The organism is Erythrobacter sp. JB1-7, assembly GCF_057365015.1.
In genome coordinates, this window is the sequence record NZ_CP200291.1 from 2817542 (window position 1) to 2834544 (window position 17003).

The window sequence follows — 17003 nt, forward strand, 5'->3', positions numbered from 1 at the left end:
AATGATGATCTACCAAGACGGATTGTGTGTGCAAGCCGTTTTCAGGGAAGGGGTGCGGGCCTTTTTGAACCCGCAAAGAAAAACCCCCGCCAGATCGCTCTGACGGGGGCTTTTTTGTTGTTTGGGGTACTACGATCACCAGAAGAAATCGTGGATCACGTCAACCACTTCGCCGGTGTAGATATCCACCAGCACGACATCGTCATAATACCGTACCCATTGGTAAGGACCATAGACCGGCGGCAGACGATAGGCCCATGGGTCATTGATGTAATACCGCGAGCTGAAGAACAGGCTGTCGAGGAAGAACCCTGTTCTCAAGCGATTGTAACGGTGGGCACGGAACGGCGCGTAATAGCGGCCCAGGCGAAAGATCGAGCGGTTGATCCGGCGATGATTGCGCCAGCCAAAGCGGCGATCCGAACGCCAGCCGCGACGATCCCAGCGGCGGAAATCGCGCCCTCTTTGAAATTGGCGGCCATTGCGGAACCCGCGATTGTACGAATAGCCATTATTGCGGCGCGCCTCGCGGCGGCGTTCAAACCGGCGTTCTGCCCGGCGCTCACCCCGGCGCTCACCACGCCTTTCGCCCCGACGTTCCGCGCGGCGTTCGGCGCGCCGATCACCACGCCTGTCAGCCCGGCGTTCGGCTCTTACACCTTCGCGAAAGCCATTTTGGCGAGCATTTCGGCGCTGTGCGCCCCGGTTGTCAAACCCGCGTTCCGCACCGCGATTGCTTGCACGGCGTTCGCCGCCGCGTTCAATCCGGTTCGCACGGTTCTCACCGCGCCTTTCGATCCGGTCTGCTCGGCGATTTGAACGGCGATCAATCTGACCCGCACGTTGATCGGCGCGGCGATTGACCCGGTTGGCCTGACCAGTGCGGCCTTGGCGTTCAAGCCTGTTCGCGCGGTTTTCACCCCGGCGCTCGACCCGATTGGCGCGATTCTCGCCCCGGCGCTCCACGCGATTTGCGCGGTTCTGACTGCGGCGCTCGACCCGCTCAGCGCGCACGGGCACATTGGCATTGCGCTGAACCCTGCGTTCCTGCCGGCGCTCTGCCCGTTCTGGGCGGCGTTCCGATCGGCGCTCGGATCGGCGTTCTGAGCGGGCAGGCTGGCGCTGCGCTCTACGTTCCTGGCGGCGTTCCTGCCGCGCTTGATTGCGAGTGCCGCGATTGTTGGCGCGGCGTTGTTGGCGCGCCTCACGGCGGTTGCCCCGGCGCTGAGCGCGGTCTTGCGCTTGTTCAGCCGCCTCCGCCTCAGCCTCTGCCGCCTGGGCCTCTTCGGTTAAAGGCGGAGCCACAAATGCCAGCGCCAATGCGATGGCGGACAGCGCGCTGCCTTTTAAGAGAACTGTGATATCCATAAAGAGCCTCCTTGAGCGCCGCCCCACCAGCTACGGCTCGTTGATACGTTGTGATACATGCTTGTTAAACGCGTCTCGCTGTCATCAGCCTTAACCGCTTGGTAAGGCGTTCGTTCATATTCGCAACGCTTAACCTTAACGGCGTCCCGCAATGAGCCAGTTCCCGCTTGACCCCCGCTGCTCTCGGGTCACAAGGGCGCCATGTTCGACACTCTCGATAATATCCGTCAGGACTGCGCCAATCGCATGGTGCGCGCGGCCAAGGATCGCAAATCGCCCATGCATACGCCCGTGGTCACCACCAGCGATGTGGATCTCGCGCGTGATGGTGCTGCGCGAATTTGACACGGGCGCATGGACCTTGCGCTTCCACACAGACACCCGCGCGCCCAAAGTTGCAGCGATTGACGCAGACCCGCGCATGGCGGTGCTGCTTTATGACAAAAGCGCGAAGATCCAGATCAGGGCGAGGGGTGAGGGCGCTATTCTGCGCGATGCGCCCGTGACCGATACGGCATGGGAGAACGGCTCAAACTTTGCGCGGCGCTGCTATATGGGCGATGGCCCCGGCACGGTGAGCGATACGCCCACATCAGGCCTGCCTGCCGAATTGGAAGGGGTTGAGCCCACCGATTTCCAGCTTGACCCGGCGCGCGCGAATTTTGCGGTTCTGCTGGTTACCTTGCATGAGATCGACTGGCTGTATCTGGCGCATACGGGCCATGTAAGAGCGCAATTTTCGCGCGGTGAGGGCGGTGAGTGGCGGGGGCGCTGGGTTTCGCCTTGATTGGCGGGGGCGTTATTGGCACTCGGACGCTGGAGGCCGTGCATAAGAGGCTAGTTTAGCGACCCAAAGCCAAGCTCCTCAGCAAGATCACGCCAGTGCGGATTTTGCTCCTGAATCAATCTGATTTTCCACGCACGGTTCCATTTTTTGAGCCGCTTTTCACGAGTAATGGCTGCATCCATGGTGGCGTGGGTCTCAAACCAGACAAGACGTCTTGTGTCATAGCGTTTTGAAAAGCCATCGAACGTCCGTGTTCGGTGCTGATGGATGCGTGCAGGCAGGTCTGATGTGACACCAATATAAAGCGTGCCGTTTGTCTTGGATGCAAGCATGTAAACGCAAGGCTGAATATCGCGGGGCATAGCAAATGGTATCGCGCGCCTCGCCCATCGTCATCCCCGCGAAGGCGGGGATCCATCTTTTAATGCTAGCGGCGTGCTGATGGATTCCCGCCTGCGCGGGAATGACGGGGAGGGGCTGTTTTGCCAAACCGACGTTCTGGAGTTTTTTCGGTTTCGGTCTTTCTTTGGCTCGAGTGAAAAGTGGCGATGCGCTTATGCTATGACTGAAAAAAAGAAAGGACAACTATCCACAATTACTCACTTATCAGCGTTGCTCGAATGTTCCGTTGGGGCTATTCGGGTTGTCCGGCCTGAGTTGGAACGTTTGCCAAAGCGTCCACCAACCTTGACTGAGATCGGCGGGCGGTATCCCCAGAAGGCTATCCTCTTTTTAGGAAGAGCCCCGACTGGCCCCGCACGGCAAACCGCCAGACCAAAGCATGTGCACATGTAGACGTCAGCCTGGAAGCCAATGACAGAGGTTAATCTGAAACGTGGCCGCGAAAAACGCTAACCTTTCGTGTCGGCGGCGCGCCGCGACCTGGGAGATCGGTTATGCCGAAGTTCCAAGTCACGGTAAAAGTTGAGACATCGATTAACATTGCAGCCATTATACGATGGTCCGCGATTGCGATCTGGCTCTTGACCTAACTGGGGGGCGGGGAGACCCGCCCCTTTTATCCATCACCGCGTCAACTTCTTGTAAGCCAACCTTGTAGGCCGGTCCGCTGCATCGCCCAGACGTCGCCGCTTATCTTCCTCATACGCCTCAAAGTTCCCCTCGAACCATTCCACGTGGGAATTGCCCTCAAACGCCAGAATGTGGGTCGCGAGCCGGTCCAGGAAAAACCGGTCGTGCGAAATCACCACGGCGCATCCGGCGAAGTTTTCGATGGCATCTTCCAAAGCGCCAAGCGTTTCGACATCGAGATCGTTGGTCGGCTCATCCAGCAGCAGCACATTGCCGCCTTGTTTGAGCATTTTGGCCATGTGCACGCGGTTGCGTTCGCCGCCGGACAGTTTGCCGACGCTTTTCTGCTGGTCGGAGCCTTTGAAATTGAACGCGCCGACATAGGCCCGTGTTGAGGCATCGTGGCCGTTGACTTGCATGTAATCGAGCCCGTCTGAGATTTCCTCCCACACATTGTTGGTGGGGGTGAGATCATCGCGGGATTGATCGACATAGCCCAGATGCACGGTGTCGCCGATTTCGATGGTACCGCTATCGGGGGTTTCCTGACCTGTGATCATTTTGAACAGTGTGGATTTGCCCGCGCCATTGGGGCCGATCACCCCGACAATGCCGCCGGGGGGAAGCATGAAGGACAGGTCTTCAAAGAGCAGCTTATCACCATAGGCTTTGGTGATGCCCTTCGCCTCGATCACTTTGCCGCCAAGGCGTTCGGGCACTTGGATTACGATCTGCGCTTTGCCCGGCGCACGGCCTGATTGCGCATCCTGCAATTCTTCAAATTTGCGCACGCGCGCCTTGGATTTGGTTTGGCGCGCAGCAGGCGTTTGCCTGATCCATTCGAGCTCGCGGGCGAGCGCTTTTTGCTTGCCGCTTTCCTCGCGGCTTTCCTGTTCAAGCCGCTTCGCCTTCTTCTCAAGATAGGTCGAATAATTGCCTTCGTATGGATAGTAAGTGCCGCGATCCAGTTCGAGGATCCACTCCACCACATTGTCGAGGAAATAGCGGTCGTGTGTGATCATCAGAACCGCGCCGGCATATTCTTTGAGGTGGTTTTCCAGCCATTCGACGGATTCTGCATCGAGGTGGTTGGTCGGCTCATCCAGCAGCAGGATCGACGGTTTCTGGATCAGCAACCGGGTGAGGGCAACGCGGCGTTTTTCCCCGCCTGAAAGATTTGTGACTGGCGCATCTGACGGCGGGCAGCGCAATGCCTCCATCGCGATCTCCAGCTGATTGTCGAGCGTCCAGCCGTCCACCGCGTCGATCTTTTCCTGAAGGACGCCCATCTCTTCCATGAGCGCATCGAAATCGGTGTCATCGCCCGGATCGCCCATTTCGGCTGAGATCGCGTTGAAGCGCTCCACCATTTCGGCGGTTTCGCCTGCGCCCATGCGCACATTTTCCAGCACCGTCTTGGTTTCGTCCAATTGCGGTTCCTGCGGCAGGTATCCCACAGTGATATTCTCACCCGGCCAAGCTTCGCCGGTTATGTCGGTGTCGATCCCGGCCATGATCTTGATAAGCGTGGATTTGCCCGCGCCATTGGGGCCGACAATGCCGATCTTTGCGCCTTGGTAGAATTGCAGATTGATGTTGGAGAGCACCGGCTTTGGCGCGCCGGGGAAAGTTTTGGTCATGTTCTTCATTACGAAGGCGTATTGCGCGGCCATGGGGGGACAATCCTTTTGGGTCGATCAGGTGTGAGTGATTTTAGAAGGGCAGATAGGCGCGCTGCCAGACAGGGGCAAGCCACAAGACCATGTTGCCCTACATTGCGGGGTGAACAGGCGATTTGGGTGAAATTCACGAGCGATTGGGCCGCGATGCACACCTTGCCGAATTTACACGCTTTAACGCATTCACCTAAATCGCTGTTTACTCGCGAGTAACACAGAATGGCTTATGTCAAGTACCGAGGCCGAAGACCGACATGCAAGCTGAGATTCTGACCTTTATGATACCGACCATGACCCTCATTCTTGCGGGGGTTTTCGTGGCGCTTTGGTGGCAGGATCGCAGCCGGCTTTACATCTTGGCCTATTCTTTCTGGTTTGCCTGTGTTGCCATGGGGATCGCGATGCAGGCCTGGCTTATCAAGGATTTTGGCCCGCCGGAAGTCGTCCTGTTCCATGCCATTTCGACGTCTGGTTTAATCGCCCTTGTTTGGGGCGTGGCAAAGCGTGATGGCGAAAGGGTGCCGCTTGCCGCTTTTGTGCTGGTATCAGCAGGCACTGGGGCCGTGTTGTGGTTTGCCCGCGCTTACGAAGTGCAGATGGTCGTCATCATGGCTCAAAACTATAATGCGAGCCTGTTGTTTGCAGCAGGCGCACACGGCCGCTGGCAATCCGGGCGGCGGCAAATTGCTGATAAGGCGCTGCTCGTCGCTTTTGTCACATTGACAGCCTACACCATTTTCCGGCCGTCAATTACCATGGTGATGGCAAGCTCTATGACCATGGATGAATATCAGACATCGGTGGTGCTCACGGTCAATATGGCGTTGACGGCGATGTTGTGTCTGTTGATGTCGCTGGCATTGATTGGGACGATCATTGCCGATCAGATGACGGTTTCGCAGGCCAGGGCGACACAAGATCCATTGACCGGATTGCCCAACAGAGCAGCGTTTGAACCCCTGGTGGCGGTGTTGATTGAACGCGCCGCGAGCGAGCGGGTGCCAGTTAGCCTGATTGTGGGCGATATCGACTTGTTCAAGCGGGTGAACGACACATTCGGTCACAGCGCAGGCGATGCCGTAATCAAGACGTTTGCCCATGTCATTTCGCACAGGATAAGACCCGGCGATGTCGCGGGCCGCATCGGCGGCGAAGAATTTTGCGTTGTTGCGTGGAACTGCGACGAAGCAGGGGCAAGCGCGTTGGCGGACCGGCTGCGTGAAAATTTTGTGCATTCGCCGCTGGATGCCTTGCCGGAAAGCGAAACGATCAGTGCCAGTTTCGGAGTTGCGCAAGTGCGGCCGGGCAGCACCTATGCTCAGACCTTCGACCGCGCCGATGCAGCTTTGTACAAAGCCAAACGCGCTGGCCGAAATCGGGTGTTCAGCGATGCAGGCGGCGTTTTTGCAGGTTCGATCCCAGCAGATGGCGCGCACGCCGAGAATGGGGATCGCCAAATCGACAAAGTCGTCAATCTGGCGGATCGCAAGATAACTGCTGGCAGCTGATCGGATTGCTATCCTTTGATCCACCCTTCAAGCGGCGCGGCTTTGCGTCCCGGAAATAGCTCAGCCATGGCGCGCACAGGGTCCAGCTGCAAATGCTCTGAAACTGCGCCTGCCAGCACACTTTCCAGCGCAATCGTGGGTTTAAGGTCGCGTTCCTGATACAGATCGCCCGCGCGAAGCCCGGGCCAATCTGCGATCACTTTGCCGCCTTTCAGATTGCCGCCCAGCACAATAGCAGCGCCCCCGGTTCCGTGATCGGTGCCATTGGTGCCGTTAAGCGCAGCGGTGCGGCCAAATTCGGTTGCGACAATCACCATGGTCTGCCCCCATGCGCTGCCCATACCGGACCTGTATGCACCCATCAGCGTATCAAGCTGGCGCGCTTGTCTGCGAAACTGGCCCGGTTGGTTGGCGTGGCTGTCCCATCCGCTAATTTCGATCATGCCGATATCAGCGCCGTCTTTATCGCGCATCAGCTTCGCGGCAAGATTACCCGCCGCATCGGCATCGCGCAGATTTCGCAAATTATCCTCACCTGCCATTTCGCGCGTGGCCAGCGCTTGTGCCCACAGCCCGCCAAGCTGTTCATCATCGGAATAAAGCCGGGTGACGCGGTCCAGAAACGCTTCGCTCGCAGGGGGCAGGGTGGAGGGGGCATAGCTCGAAGCGGGTGCAGGCCCGCGCAGGGCAAGCGGCACGCCGGACGCAATGGCGAGTGCTTTGGGCAGAGGCGCTCCGTGCTCTTCTCCCGCCAGCGCTGTCAGCCGGTTGAGCCAGCCCTGCGTTGTTGCATAGGGCACGGCGGCGCCTGTTTCTAACAGGTTCTGTCCATCGAAATGGGATCGTTCGCGGTAGCTGGTGGCGGTCGCATGGATAAAGGCGGCTTGGCCCTCGGAATAGGCCTTGCCGATCTGCTCGAATGCGGGGTGGATGGTGAACAGGCCATCGGCCTTTTGCGCATCGGCATATTCGCCCGCATGAGCGCCGCGCAGCCGTTCAAAACCGGGATCACCTGTCGGGGCCAGCATTGCGAGGCCATCGGCAGCGCCGCGCAGCATAACAAACAGCAGCTTGGCATTTCCCGGCAGTTTGCTTGATGCAGGGATGGCGGCAAATGCCATGCTTGGCCGGGCGAGTGTGCCGGCCACTGTTCCCGCCAGCATGCCTGTGCCAAGCGCCGAAAGCATATGTCTGCGATCAAATTCTCGAAGCGTCATCGCGCTCTACCTCCGCATCATTTCTGGCGAGACAAGCAGCAGACCCAGCGCCTGCTGCCCGCTTTCCGCGCGCGCAAGCCAGGTGCGCGTCGTATCCGATAAAGCCCCCGGAAACGCCGCATCGGCGCGTGCCAGCACCGCATCTGTTGGCCCGCCGCGCGCAATCCGTTCAGCCAGTTCGATCCTGCGGAAAAGCGCATCTGGCCCAGCCCAGCTTTCATCGCGGTCATCATATCCTGCGGGCGAGGGCGGCTGCCACGGGATCTGGCCCAATTCGCGCAGCAATCCAAAAATACGCCGATCGCTCAGCTTGCCCATACCCGTCATTCGAAAACTGGCGACCAGCCATTCAAAGGGCTGACGGTATTTGACAGGCTCGCTCACCCACATTTCGGGCGCGTCAATCAGCGTGCGCGTGAGGCTGGCAAGATCGCCGCCTGATGTCTCAAAGTCCTTTGCCAACCGGTCTATCAGCGTGTCCGGGGCATTATCGCCTGCAAAATGACTCGCAAGCTTACCCGCGATAAAACGCGCGGTGGATGGATGCCGCGCCAGATCATCGAGGATGGAAAGCGCCTGATCCGCGCCGCCTTCGTTATAGGTGCGGCCCATGATCTGCCGTGTGCCCGGTTCATGTGCGGGTGCGGCAAACACCGCTCCGCTTGGCTGCGGGGCGGCAAAGCGTTGCTGATTGGGAAGGCCGGGAATGGTCCATCCGGTAAGTGCGCGGGCAAATTCGGTAACATCGGCCTGCGAATATCCTCCATCTGCCCCCAAAGTGTGCAGTTCCAGAATTTCGCGCGCGAGGTTTTCGTTCAGCCCTTTGCCCCGCTGTCCCCCCTGCCGTCTGCGCCGCTTACGCCGGGTTTGCGAGGGCGAATTGGGACCGATGGATTGATACTGATCGAGGTATAGCAGCATGCCAGGATGCAGGCTGGCGGCTTTCAAAAGGTCGGCAAACTTGCCAAAAACATGGGCGCGAACAGCGTTAAATTCGAGATCGCCCGCTTCGTATTGCGTGCCGCGTTTGCGCACGGATACGGCAAAATGATTGGCCCAGAAATGCACCATCCGTTCTGCCAGGGGCGTTGCGCTTGTCACAGCGGTTTTCAGCCGGATGGCGATATCGGCGCGGTACAGCGCTTTCGATTGACGGATCGTTTCGCGGTAAGCTTCTTTCATCGCGGCATTTTCGCTGCCCGAATTGCCGTCCCCCTCGCTTTTGCGGCGTTGGCGGCGAGCGGCGCGAATGGAAGAAAACAAAGCGCCCGCTTTGCCCGAAGTCACGGGGCGACCTGCGATCAGCGCCGGCGCAGGGTCAAATGCGCCGATCTGGCAGTGAAGATATTGGACCGGGTCATCGCCTATTGATGCCGCCGTGCGCGCGGCGTTGGCGGCTGAAAGGTGTGCGCCATAGCCAAACCGATTGATCGCAATGCTCGCCGCGCTCACTGCGCGTGCCTTTGCCATGATGGGCGGGCCATACTGTTCTCCTGCCGCAGGGTTGCAATGACATGGAGGATAAACGCGCCGACATGAATGTCATGTAACGCTGTGTCGTAATTTGTAGCATGGTTGCCGCTGCAATGGGCGCGAGATTATGCGGCGACGGCGCTGCGCTGTGAGAGCCGGCCAAGATGCGCAAATGCCATCAGGCAGGCGCCGATGACGGTCACCCAGGTTTCATCCGCACCCAAACTGTCTGCAAAAAAGGCGCTGGCAATAAAGCCGCATCCCAGCAATGCCGGGACCAGAAAGCGGGCGACGCGGGCATCAGGATGCCGCACAGGCACGCTGAGGGAAATCAGGATTGCGGTGACGCCCAGCACCCAGTGCACCGCCTCTATCTCAGCGATAGTGCCCGCCACAGGGAGAACGAACGCGAGCAAGGGCAAGGCGAGGCAATGGACGATGCAGGCCAAGCTTAAACCGATGGCGGCTTTGTCGGAACGGATGCTGGACTGCAATTTCAACGCTTTCGCACAAACGGGCACAACGCCATGATACAATAGCACATGCGCTATGGCGCGCCGGAGCCACCGTCAAACGAAAAACGTCAAACAAAAACGCGTCAAACTGAAAACCGGGATTTGGATGATCCAGCCACTGGCCGAATGGTCGGGGAGACTGGATTCGAACCAGCGACCCTCTGCTCCCAAAGCAGATGCGCTACCAGGCTGCGCTACTCCCCGACATCGGTTGTTTGTCCCATATGAGCATTTGGCCCCATATGTTCCACTGGTATTTGCCGCAATGGTGGGCCCGGCAGGACTCGAACCCGCGACCTAGCCGTTATGAGCGGCCAGCTCTAACCAACTGAGCTACAGGCCCGATGGCGCGTTGCGGCGCATCCATCGCGCTCGCCCCCTACAAGACGATGTGAGCAGAAACAAGCAAACAAAGCGCCCCAGCGGCGGCTTTCGTCATTTAGTTTGCGCTGCCTCCAGAATTTCACCGATGCTAGCGCTTTTGACGCCGCGCCTGCCGAAATAGGCGTAGATGGTGCGAAACCAGTCATACATCCCCTCGACCTGGGCCCGCGTTTTGGCATAGGGGGTGCATCCCGGCTCCAGACTTGGGCTGTGGAAAGACAGCACCATCAAATCAAGCCCGTCATCAAGCGCAATATCAATGCCGTTGATCGCTTCGGCTGCGGTCACCCCTTCGGGCGTTAACGCAATGCGTTGCAGCAGGCCGAGCTTTGCCAGCGCGCCCAGTAACGATGGCGTGGTGCGCTCCAGTTTCTGAAATGGCAGGCCAAGCTGGCGCAGCATGCCCCAATACACACTTGTCACTGGCAGTTCGAGCAGCGAGCGCTGCCCGCCGATCCAATAGGGGTGGGCAGGGTGCCTGCGGTAATCGGGGCCTTGCTGGGCGCTGTAATCAAACAGCGAACGCACCGAACTGTCGATGGGAATGCCCGCATGGCGCAGCATGGCAGCGGTGCCTTTGCCCAGCCCGTAACGGCCTGCGCGGTAGATCAACGGGGCCGTGCCAAACGCCTCGCACACCTGCTCACGCAGGGTATCAAACTTGGCGATCTCCAATTCGGGCGGAAGATTGCCCGCATAGGAATTGAACGCATTGACCGATTCGTCGAAGGGCGGGTTCACCCATGGGTGCAATTGCATCCCCAGATCGGCCGCGCCGCGCCGCACTGCATCGCCGATAATTTCGACCGCCTGCGGGTTATTCGCAATCGGCCAATCGACCAGATATACAGGATGCGCGCCGATCTCTTCGCAAAAAGTCTGAAACCGGGCAATCTGCGGGATATGCTTAAGCCCGTGCCCTTCGCGGCTGAAAGGGGCGTCCCAGTCAAATTCTTCTTCGGTGTCAATCGTGAGCAGGACGCGCGGGCCAAACCCGGCATCAAACCGCGCCGCATCGGCAAGTGCCGGCGGATCCAGCATCGAAAAATCGCTCATTGCCCCTGTGCTGAATGCGCCGGAAAGGCTTTTGGTGCAAGCGCTGCGATCGGGCTGTCCCCTCACCAATGATTTGGGCATCAATTGGCTCATCAATCGGGCCTATGCCTGAATGTGCACCGTTTCATCATCGCTAAGCAATGGCAGAGATAGCGTTACGGTCTCGTTATCGCGTGTCAGATTTCCGCCCGCAGAGCGCGCTTCGGCCCGCGCCAGCCGCAGGGCAAAACCAGCGCCAAACAGCCCGGCATTGATCGCGCTGCCGATGGGTTTGACCTCAGCTGCAAAAATATCCTCTTCCCGCGCAATCTGAGTTGGCAAATCGCAGGTAAGTTCAATCATTTGGCCGCGTGTTTTGAAGCTGGATTTCAGCATTTCGCCCGTGCCGCATGCGCCTGCAAAAGTCGCGAGAAAACGCCACAACAACGCCTCTGCATCATCGGTATCGAGCGTTACAATAAGCGGTTCATCCGGCGGGCCTGAAACGCCTGAAACCCCTGTATCGGCCCATTCAAATCCCGCCATGCGCGGCGCGAGAACCTGGCCCAATTGATCCATTGTCGCGCGCGCCATCGCAGCGATATCGGTTTCGCCCTGTTCGACATCGCTGGCGCCGGTTTCCAGCTTTGCCAGCCGATCAAGCTCTTCAAATCCTGCCAGAATATGCGCGGCATCAGCGGCAATCACAGCGGCAAGCGCGCGGTATTCATGCGGAGCAGGGCCGAACAATTGCTGCTGGATCACTTCGGCATAACCCTGAACCGCGGTGACGGGCGTGCGCAATTCGTGCAGCAATTGGCGGATACGGTCCGCCTCGCGCTGGGCAGGGGTGGGATTGTCTTTGCCCGGCTCAGGCACTTTGCGAAACCGGCCTGTATAGCCTGCAAACCCGCCATCATCGGTAAAGCGCGGCTGGGCATCAACAATCCAGTCGCCTGCGATCAGCGGGGCACCTGCCAGCGTCTTGGTCACCCCTGTCAGCGGTTGGCGGCGGGCAAAGGCGCGCTCAAGCCCGGTTTCTGTCTCCACCGCGCCCATCTGGCGGGGGCCGGCCAGCCGCATGCCGATGACCATGGGTGCAATGTCTGCTTCGGCCCATCCGATCCGGCCCGATGGATCAGCAGCAAAGCCAAAACTGCGCGGTTTGCGATTGTCGGACAGCCGCGCTTCGGCAAAAGGCAGGCGCGGGGAAAGTTCCGCTTCTGCCGCAGACACTTCGCGCGTGCGCCTAAATTGCGCGATGCGTTCAACCAGAGCGGAGATTTCGCTGCGCTCAACCTCGGTTTCGTCGGGTTCGCCCGCGATAGGCTCAGGGGCGGAGGGAGCGGCGGCGGGATCAGCCGTAGGGGGCTGGTCAAGCTCGGTCACTTCCGGCTCGGTTACGTCCGCCTCGGCTGTATCTGCTTCAGGCGCAGCTGGTGAAGGCAGACCGCGATCATACACGCCCAGCTTGTCGAGCAGTTTCCCGATATCGACCGGCAAATCTTCGCGCAGCCGCAAAAACCCGCGCGCGCGCACGGGCAGGCGCGGGATCAGAACGGACCAATCCTCCGCGCTCAAATCCGCCCGATTGAGCGCGGCAGACGCCACATCAGGTTCGCTTTGCGCCAGATGCGCGGCAAGATCAGGATTGCGAAACCGCCAGCCGGCCTCGCGGATCATGCTGGCGCGTTCGGCAGAGGGAATATCATCGGCCAAAGCTTCCAGCCGCAGCCACGCAGCCGCAAGCAAGCTTTGATCGCGGCCATATTTGCGATTGCCCAGAATATCGAGCAATTGGCGGAACTGCGTTCGCCTGCCGACTTCGCTGTCGCCGCGCTGTCTCAGCACTGTCGCAAGGCGATCATCAAAGAACATTCAGGCTCCGAAAACGGCGAACAAAAGGGCAGCGGCACCCGTGTAACGCAATACCGCATCAATTACCTACCCGATTGCCATCATTGTCCCATGTTGCGTTTGACAGTGCGTTGCAAAGCGGGACAATTGCTGGCAGACATAATAATATTAGGTGTCCGCAGGGTATGCGGCACCTGTTCTTTCACTTTCTTGCCCTGGCGCACTATATTGAGCGCGCTGCCAAGGCCTGATGCGGAGCTGGAGCGCGATGGCAAATCTGGATGATATCGACAAACGCCTGTTGAGCGAATTGCAGGCCGAAGGGCGCGTGACCAATGTCGAGCTTGCCCAGCGTGTCGGCCTGACCGCGCCGCCCTGTTTGCGCCGGGTGCGCGGATTGGAAGAGGATGGGGTGATCCGCGGCTATCACGCTGATCTTGACCCGTCCAAGCTGGGCTTTGCCATCACGGTGTTTGCGATGGTCAGCTTGAAAAGCCAGGCGGAAGATTCGCTGCGCGAATTTGAGGCCGCGATGCGCGAACTGCCCGAAGTGCGCGAGGTTCACATGCTCAATGGCGAGATTGATTTTATTCTCAAGATCGTGAGCCAAGACCTTCAAAGTTTTCAGGAATTCCTCACTGGAAAACTCACGCCTGCCCCCAATGTGGAAAGCGTGAAGACCTCGCTGACGATCCGCACGGCGAAATATTCACCGGGCGTGCCGCTGTAAAAAGGACACGTTGATATGAGCGAATGCGCGCGGATTGCAGAGCCTGTGACAGGCGCCTGCCTGTGCGGTTCGGTCTCAATCACGCTTTCAGGGGCGCACCGCGAGATTGATGTGTGCCATTGTTCGATGTGCCAGCAATGGACCGGATCAATGTATGCAGGGGTGGAAACCGAAGACGCTGCCGTGACGGGTGAGGCGCATATCACCATCTTTAAATCGAGCGATTGGGCAGAGCGCGCGTTTTGCTCAAAATGCGGCAGCAGCCTGTGGTACCGGTTCCTGCCCACAGGCAATCGCACGTTCCTTGCCGGGATGTTTGATCTGCCCGAAGGCCTGCCGATCAAACAGCAAATTTTTATAGATGAAAAACCCGATTGGTACGATCTGGCCCAAGAGAGCCCGATGAAAACCGGCGCAGAGATTATCGCCGAAGCGCAAGCGGCAGGATTTACGTTTGATTGAGAGGCGGGGAGGCTGCGGCCACCGCCGCCACCATCAGTGCAATTTCAACCGCGGCCGCACGATCCGGTTTACCCGGCCAATCACCATCAGGCCAAAGCCTTTGAACCAGCCGTGGATCGCCAGAAGGTGCATCCGGTAAAGCGAGGTGTAGATCAGCCGCGCCATGCGCCCTTCGACCGCCAGCGCGCCGCCGACAAGGTTGCCCATCAGGCTGCCCACGGTTGAAAAGCGGCTGAGCGAGATCAGCGAGCCGTTATCTTTATAGACGAACGGTTTCAGCTTGGGCGGCTTGTCTTTCTTGCGCGCTTTCACTTTACGCACCAGATTATAGAACACCACATCTGCCATCTGATGCGCGGCCTGCGCGCGTGGAGGGATCGGGTTCTGACCGCCGGGCGGGATGAAGGAGCAGCAATCACCAAAAGCGAAAATGTCTTCATCAACAGTGGTTTGCAGTGTATCGTTCACAAGAATTTGATTACGCGGATTGGTCTCCAGCCCCAGTTCAGCGAGGAAATCATCGCCTTTTACTCCGGCGGCCCAGACCATCATATCCGCTTCGATTATGTCGCCGGTATGCGTGGTGAGCCCTTCACGCGTAGCCTGAATGACCTGCGTGTTCTCCATCACGTTCACGCCAAGCTTTGTCAGTTCTGATTTCGCAGCGCTGGACAATTCTTCGGGCAAAGCAGGCAGGATCCTGTCGCCCGCTTCGAGAAGGGTGACTTCCAGCCGGCTTTCATCGAACACTTCGAGGCCATAATGCGCCAAGGCGTTGGCCGCGTTGTAGAGTTCTGCGCCCAATTCCACGCCTGTTGCGCCGCCGCCGACAATCGCGACTTTGACGCGGGCATCGGCTTTGGGATTGGCGCTCATCGCACGGCTGACGCGCAGGCAGTGATTGAGCAGCTTGGTGCGGAACCGGTCCGCTTCGGGGCGGCTGTCGAGGAAAATGCAGTGCTCTGATACGCCCGGCACGCCAAAATCGTTTGAGACCGATCCCACTGCAAGCGCGAGATAATCATAGCGGATGGTGTGGCTGCCGATCAGTTCGTCGCCATGCTCATCATCAACAGATGCAAGCGTGATCGTCTTGGCTTCGCGGTCAATCGTATCAAGACTGCCCTGAAAAAACCGGTAACCCCAGCGATAGCAATGGCCGCGGTAGCCAACCTCATCAAGGTTCGCATCGAGCGATCCGGCGGCCACTTCGTGCAGCAGGGGCTTCCAGATGTGCGAGGGGTTTTTATCGACAAGGATGATGTCGTGGTTCTTGCGGCCAAACCGCGCACCCAGCCGCCGGACCAGTTCCAGCCCGCCAGCACCGCCTCCCACAACGACGATCTGCGTCTTGCGCCGTTTGCGCGGGTTCATCGCCACCGCGCCGTCGATATTATCAGTCGCCGGGTCGTTGGCAGCATCGGGCAGCGCAGCGGTTTGCTGGGGCATCGGTTTAGGGTCAGTTTTTGCTGTACCGGTGGCAAGGCTTTCCATAGTGAACCATTCCTAGGCGGAGGCAGGCAGAGCCTGTCGGTTGAAACTTTTGCAGCGGCGCATGAGCGCGGTGTGTAAACATCTTGACTAGGGGGCGGATTATCTGGCCGAGCACACTTTTTTACCCGGTCTAAGGGCCTAGTAAATATTAGCATTCAGCATGAGCGCCTAGGCCGTTCACATTCGTGTGCGGCGTTGGGACAACGGACAAGGTCAAAGTTGGTGCCGGTAAATTCTTAATAAGCATAGCTAGCTTGCACCGCGCGGCGCAATGGAAAACCTATTTATTGCGATCCCAGTAATGTTTGCCGTTCAGAAAAACGTCATCAATGCCGCTTCCTCCGTTGCGCGCGGTTGCGGCTATGAACCCGTGATGTATCTCGCCTTCATCGGTGCGAATTGTGATGGTGTAACCGTTGAGGTAATATTGGCCAATCAGCATCTTACCCGAAGATCCGCCTGCATACGCCCTATCTGCATTCGCTGAAAAGCCAGAAAACGAGCCGACTTCGATACGGCCACTACGCGTCATTCGCAGGCTTCCGCGTGACACGGTGGAAACATTGCCACCTGCACCCGCTGACTGGCCCATAACCCGGCCCAGCGACACAGCGATTGTCTCTCCCGGCGCAAATCCGCGCGCAGGCTTCCCGTCAATTCCACCGCGTTCAAACGAGCAGTTTCTGGCTTTCCCAGCTGATGTGGGGGAGGGCGATTGGGTCAATGGGTTCCATTTGGTGCAGATGGAGGAATAGCCATTGGCAAATCGCAATTTCGCGGCTGCTTTGGTGACAGCCACTGGGGGAAAACCGACAAACCGGCGCTCCAACACGATACGCGCTGATTGGGGCCTTGCAAATGAGGGGATTTCAGCATTGGCAGCGGCCAGTGAGCCAGTTGCCGATCCCAGTTGTGTGATGCTTGCGCTGGGGCGCTCTGCTCCGGAGGTTTGAGAACGGCCATTCACCATTGCTTGCGAAAGTGCGCGTCGTTCAGCTTTGCACACTTCCTCGCCATATTGAGCGCCGCGGCGGACGCTTTGTGCGTTCTGTCGATTTACAATCGCGCGCATCTCCATCAGTTTTACAAAGCCTTTTCCGTCAGGGCACGCGTACAAAACGGAAGTCATTTCGCGGCCATCGACCCGAATGGTGCGCAGCATTGAAAAGCTTCCGGCAATTGCGGTTTCGGCTTGAAGAGATTGTGTTGCAATGTGGCGCACATTCGGATTGATGATTTGGCTTTGCGAGCGCAGCCAATCGCTGATTGAGGCGCCTTGTGTGCTTTGCCACGGACCGATTGTGATTGTGACGCCGTCTTTTGAAAGTGTGCGGATCGTACTTTGGGTGTTGTCAGACCAACCCGCAGGTGGGGGGACGATTGGAGATTGCGCGACTGCTGTGCTGATGGGTAAAATGACCACTGTCAGAAGCAGCGCCGAAAACGTGGTCGGGAAATTTGA

At 58.6% G+C, this 17003-nt stretch carries 15 protein-coding genes and 2 tRNA genes; 5 read left to right on the top strand and 12 right to left on the bottom strand.

Going from position 1 to position 17003, the window contains the following annotated elements:
• Positions 1-135 precede the first annotated feature (135 nt).
• A complete protein-coding gene (locus tag AC0V6W_RS13735) occupies positions 136-1368 on the bottom strand; it encodes an RcnB family protein (protein WP_486150897.1) in 1233 nt (410 codons plus the stop codon).
• Positions 1369-1569: 201 nt separating this feature from the next.
• On the opposite strand from AC0V6W_RS13735, the gene AC0V6W_RS13740 reads away from it, so the two are divergent.
• Both AC0V6W_RS13740 and AC0V6W_RS13745 read left to right on the top strand, forming a co-directional pair.
• Entirely contained in the window at positions 1570-1713 is a 144-nt protein-coding gene (locus tag AC0V6W_RS13740; RefSeq protein WP_486150899.1) for a hypothetical protein, read from the top strand.
• Complete coding sequence (locus AC0V6W_RS13745) at positions 1676-2155, top strand: flavin-binding protein (protein ID WP_486150901.1); 480 nt, start codon at positions 1676-1678, stop codon at positions 2153-2155. Before AC0V6W_RS13740 ends, AC0V6W_RS13745 begins: the two co-directional genes overlap by 38 nt.
• 50 nt (positions 2156-2205) lie before the next feature.
• On the opposite strand, the gene AC0V6W_RS13750 is transcribed toward AC0V6W_RS13745, so the two are convergent.
• Positions 2206-2517 carry a GIY-YIG nuclease family protein gene (locus tag AC0V6W_RS13750; protein ID WP_486150903.1) on the bottom strand — a complete coding sequence of 104 codons (312 nt, stop codon included), beginning with the start codon at positions 2515-2517 and terminating at the stop codon, positions 2206-2208.
• A gap of 663 nt (positions 2518-3180) precedes the next feature.
• Positions 3181-4860 (bottom strand): energy-dependent translational throttle protein EttA, encoded by a 1680-nt coding sequence (ettA, locus tag AC0V6W_RS13755; RefSeq protein ID WP_486150905.1) that lies wholly within the window; start codon positions 4858-4860, stop codon positions 3181-3183.
• 296 nt (positions 4861-5156) lie between these two features.
• Between ettA and AC0V6W_RS13760 the strand changes: the two genes are divergently transcribed.
• Positions 5157-6374 (top strand): GGDEF domain-containing protein, encoded by a 1218-nt coding sequence (locus tag AC0V6W_RS13760; RefSeq protein ID WP_486150907.1) that lies wholly within the window; start codon positions 5157-5159, stop codon positions 6372-6374.
• 8 nt (positions 6375-6382) lie between these two features.
• Here the strand turns inward: AC0V6W_RS13760 and AC0V6W_RS13765 are convergent, their stop codons facing one another.
• The 7 genes from AC0V6W_RS13765 to AC0V6W_RS13795 all read right to left on the bottom strand — a co-directional run bounded on the left by AC0V6W_RS13765 (position 6383) and on the right by AC0V6W_RS13795 (position 12876).
• Positions 6383-7591, bottom strand: a complete 1209-nt coding sequence (locus AC0V6W_RS13765) for a DUF1501 domain-containing protein (RefSeq protein ID WP_486150909.1) — start codon at positions 7589-7591, stop codon at positions 6383-6385.
• A gap of 6 nt (positions 7592-7597) precedes the next feature.
• Entirely contained in the window at positions 7598-9061 is a 1464-nt protein-coding gene (locus tag AC0V6W_RS13770) for a DUF1800 domain-containing protein (RefSeq protein WP_486150911.1), read from the bottom strand.
• 128 nt (positions 9062-9189) lie between these two features.
• Positions 9190-9606: a MerC domain-containing protein gene (locus AC0V6W_RS13775; RefSeq protein ID WP_486150913.1), complete on the bottom strand. Its 417-nt coding sequence runs from the start codon at positions 9604-9606 to the stop codon at positions 9190-9192.
• A 100-nt stretch (positions 9607-9706) separates the two neighbouring features.
• A tRNA-Pro gene (locus tag AC0V6W_RS13780) sits at positions 9707-9783 on the bottom strand.
• Positions 9784-9845: 62 nt separating this feature from the next.
• Positions 9846-9922: transfer RNA gene (locus AC0V6W_RS13785), tRNA-Ile, on the bottom strand.
• Between the two features lie 92 nt (positions 9923-10014).
• A complete protein-coding gene (locus tag AC0V6W_RS13790; RefSeq protein ID WP_486150915.1) occupies positions 10015-11019 on the bottom strand; it encodes a polysaccharide deacetylase family protein in 1005 nt (334 codons plus the stop codon).
• Between the two features lie 102 nt (positions 11020-11121).
• Positions 11122-12876: a histidine kinase dimerization/phospho-acceptor domain-containing protein gene (locus AC0V6W_RS13795; protein WP_486150917.1), complete on the bottom strand. Its 1755-nt coding sequence runs from the start codon at positions 12874-12876 to the stop codon at positions 11122-11124.
• A 247-nt stretch (positions 12877-13123) separates the two neighbouring features.
• Here AC0V6W_RS13795 and AC0V6W_RS13800 point away from each other — a divergent pair, with 247 nt between their 5' ends.
• On the top strand, positions 13124-13585 hold the full coding sequence (locus tag AC0V6W_RS13800) for an Lrp/AsnC family transcriptional regulator (RefSeq protein WP_486151643.1): 462 nt from the start codon (positions 13124-13126) through the stop codon (positions 13583-13585).
• A gap of 15 nt (positions 13586-13600) precedes the next feature.
• On the top strand, positions 13601-14047 hold the full coding sequence (locus AC0V6W_RS13805; RefSeq protein ID WP_486150919.1) for a GFA family protein: 447 nt from the start codon (positions 13601-13603) through the stop codon (positions 14045-14047).
• A 33-nt stretch (positions 14048-14080) separates the two neighbouring features.
• On the opposite strand, the gene AC0V6W_RS13810 is transcribed toward AC0V6W_RS13805, so the two are convergent.
• Together AC0V6W_RS13810 and AC0V6W_RS13815 are read right to left on the bottom strand one after the other, a co-directional pair.
• Positions 14081-15421: an NAD(P)/FAD-dependent oxidoreductase gene (locus AC0V6W_RS13810; RefSeq protein WP_486151645.1), complete on the bottom strand. Its 1341-nt coding sequence runs from the start codon at positions 15419-15421 to the stop codon at positions 14081-14083.
• A 400-nt stretch (positions 15422-15821) separates the two neighbouring features.
• Positions 15822-16703 (bottom strand): hypothetical protein, encoded by an 882-nt coding sequence (locus AC0V6W_RS13815; protein ID WP_486150921.1) that lies wholly within the window; start codon positions 16701-16703, stop codon positions 15822-15824.
• Positions 16704-17003 lie beyond the last annotated feature (300 nt).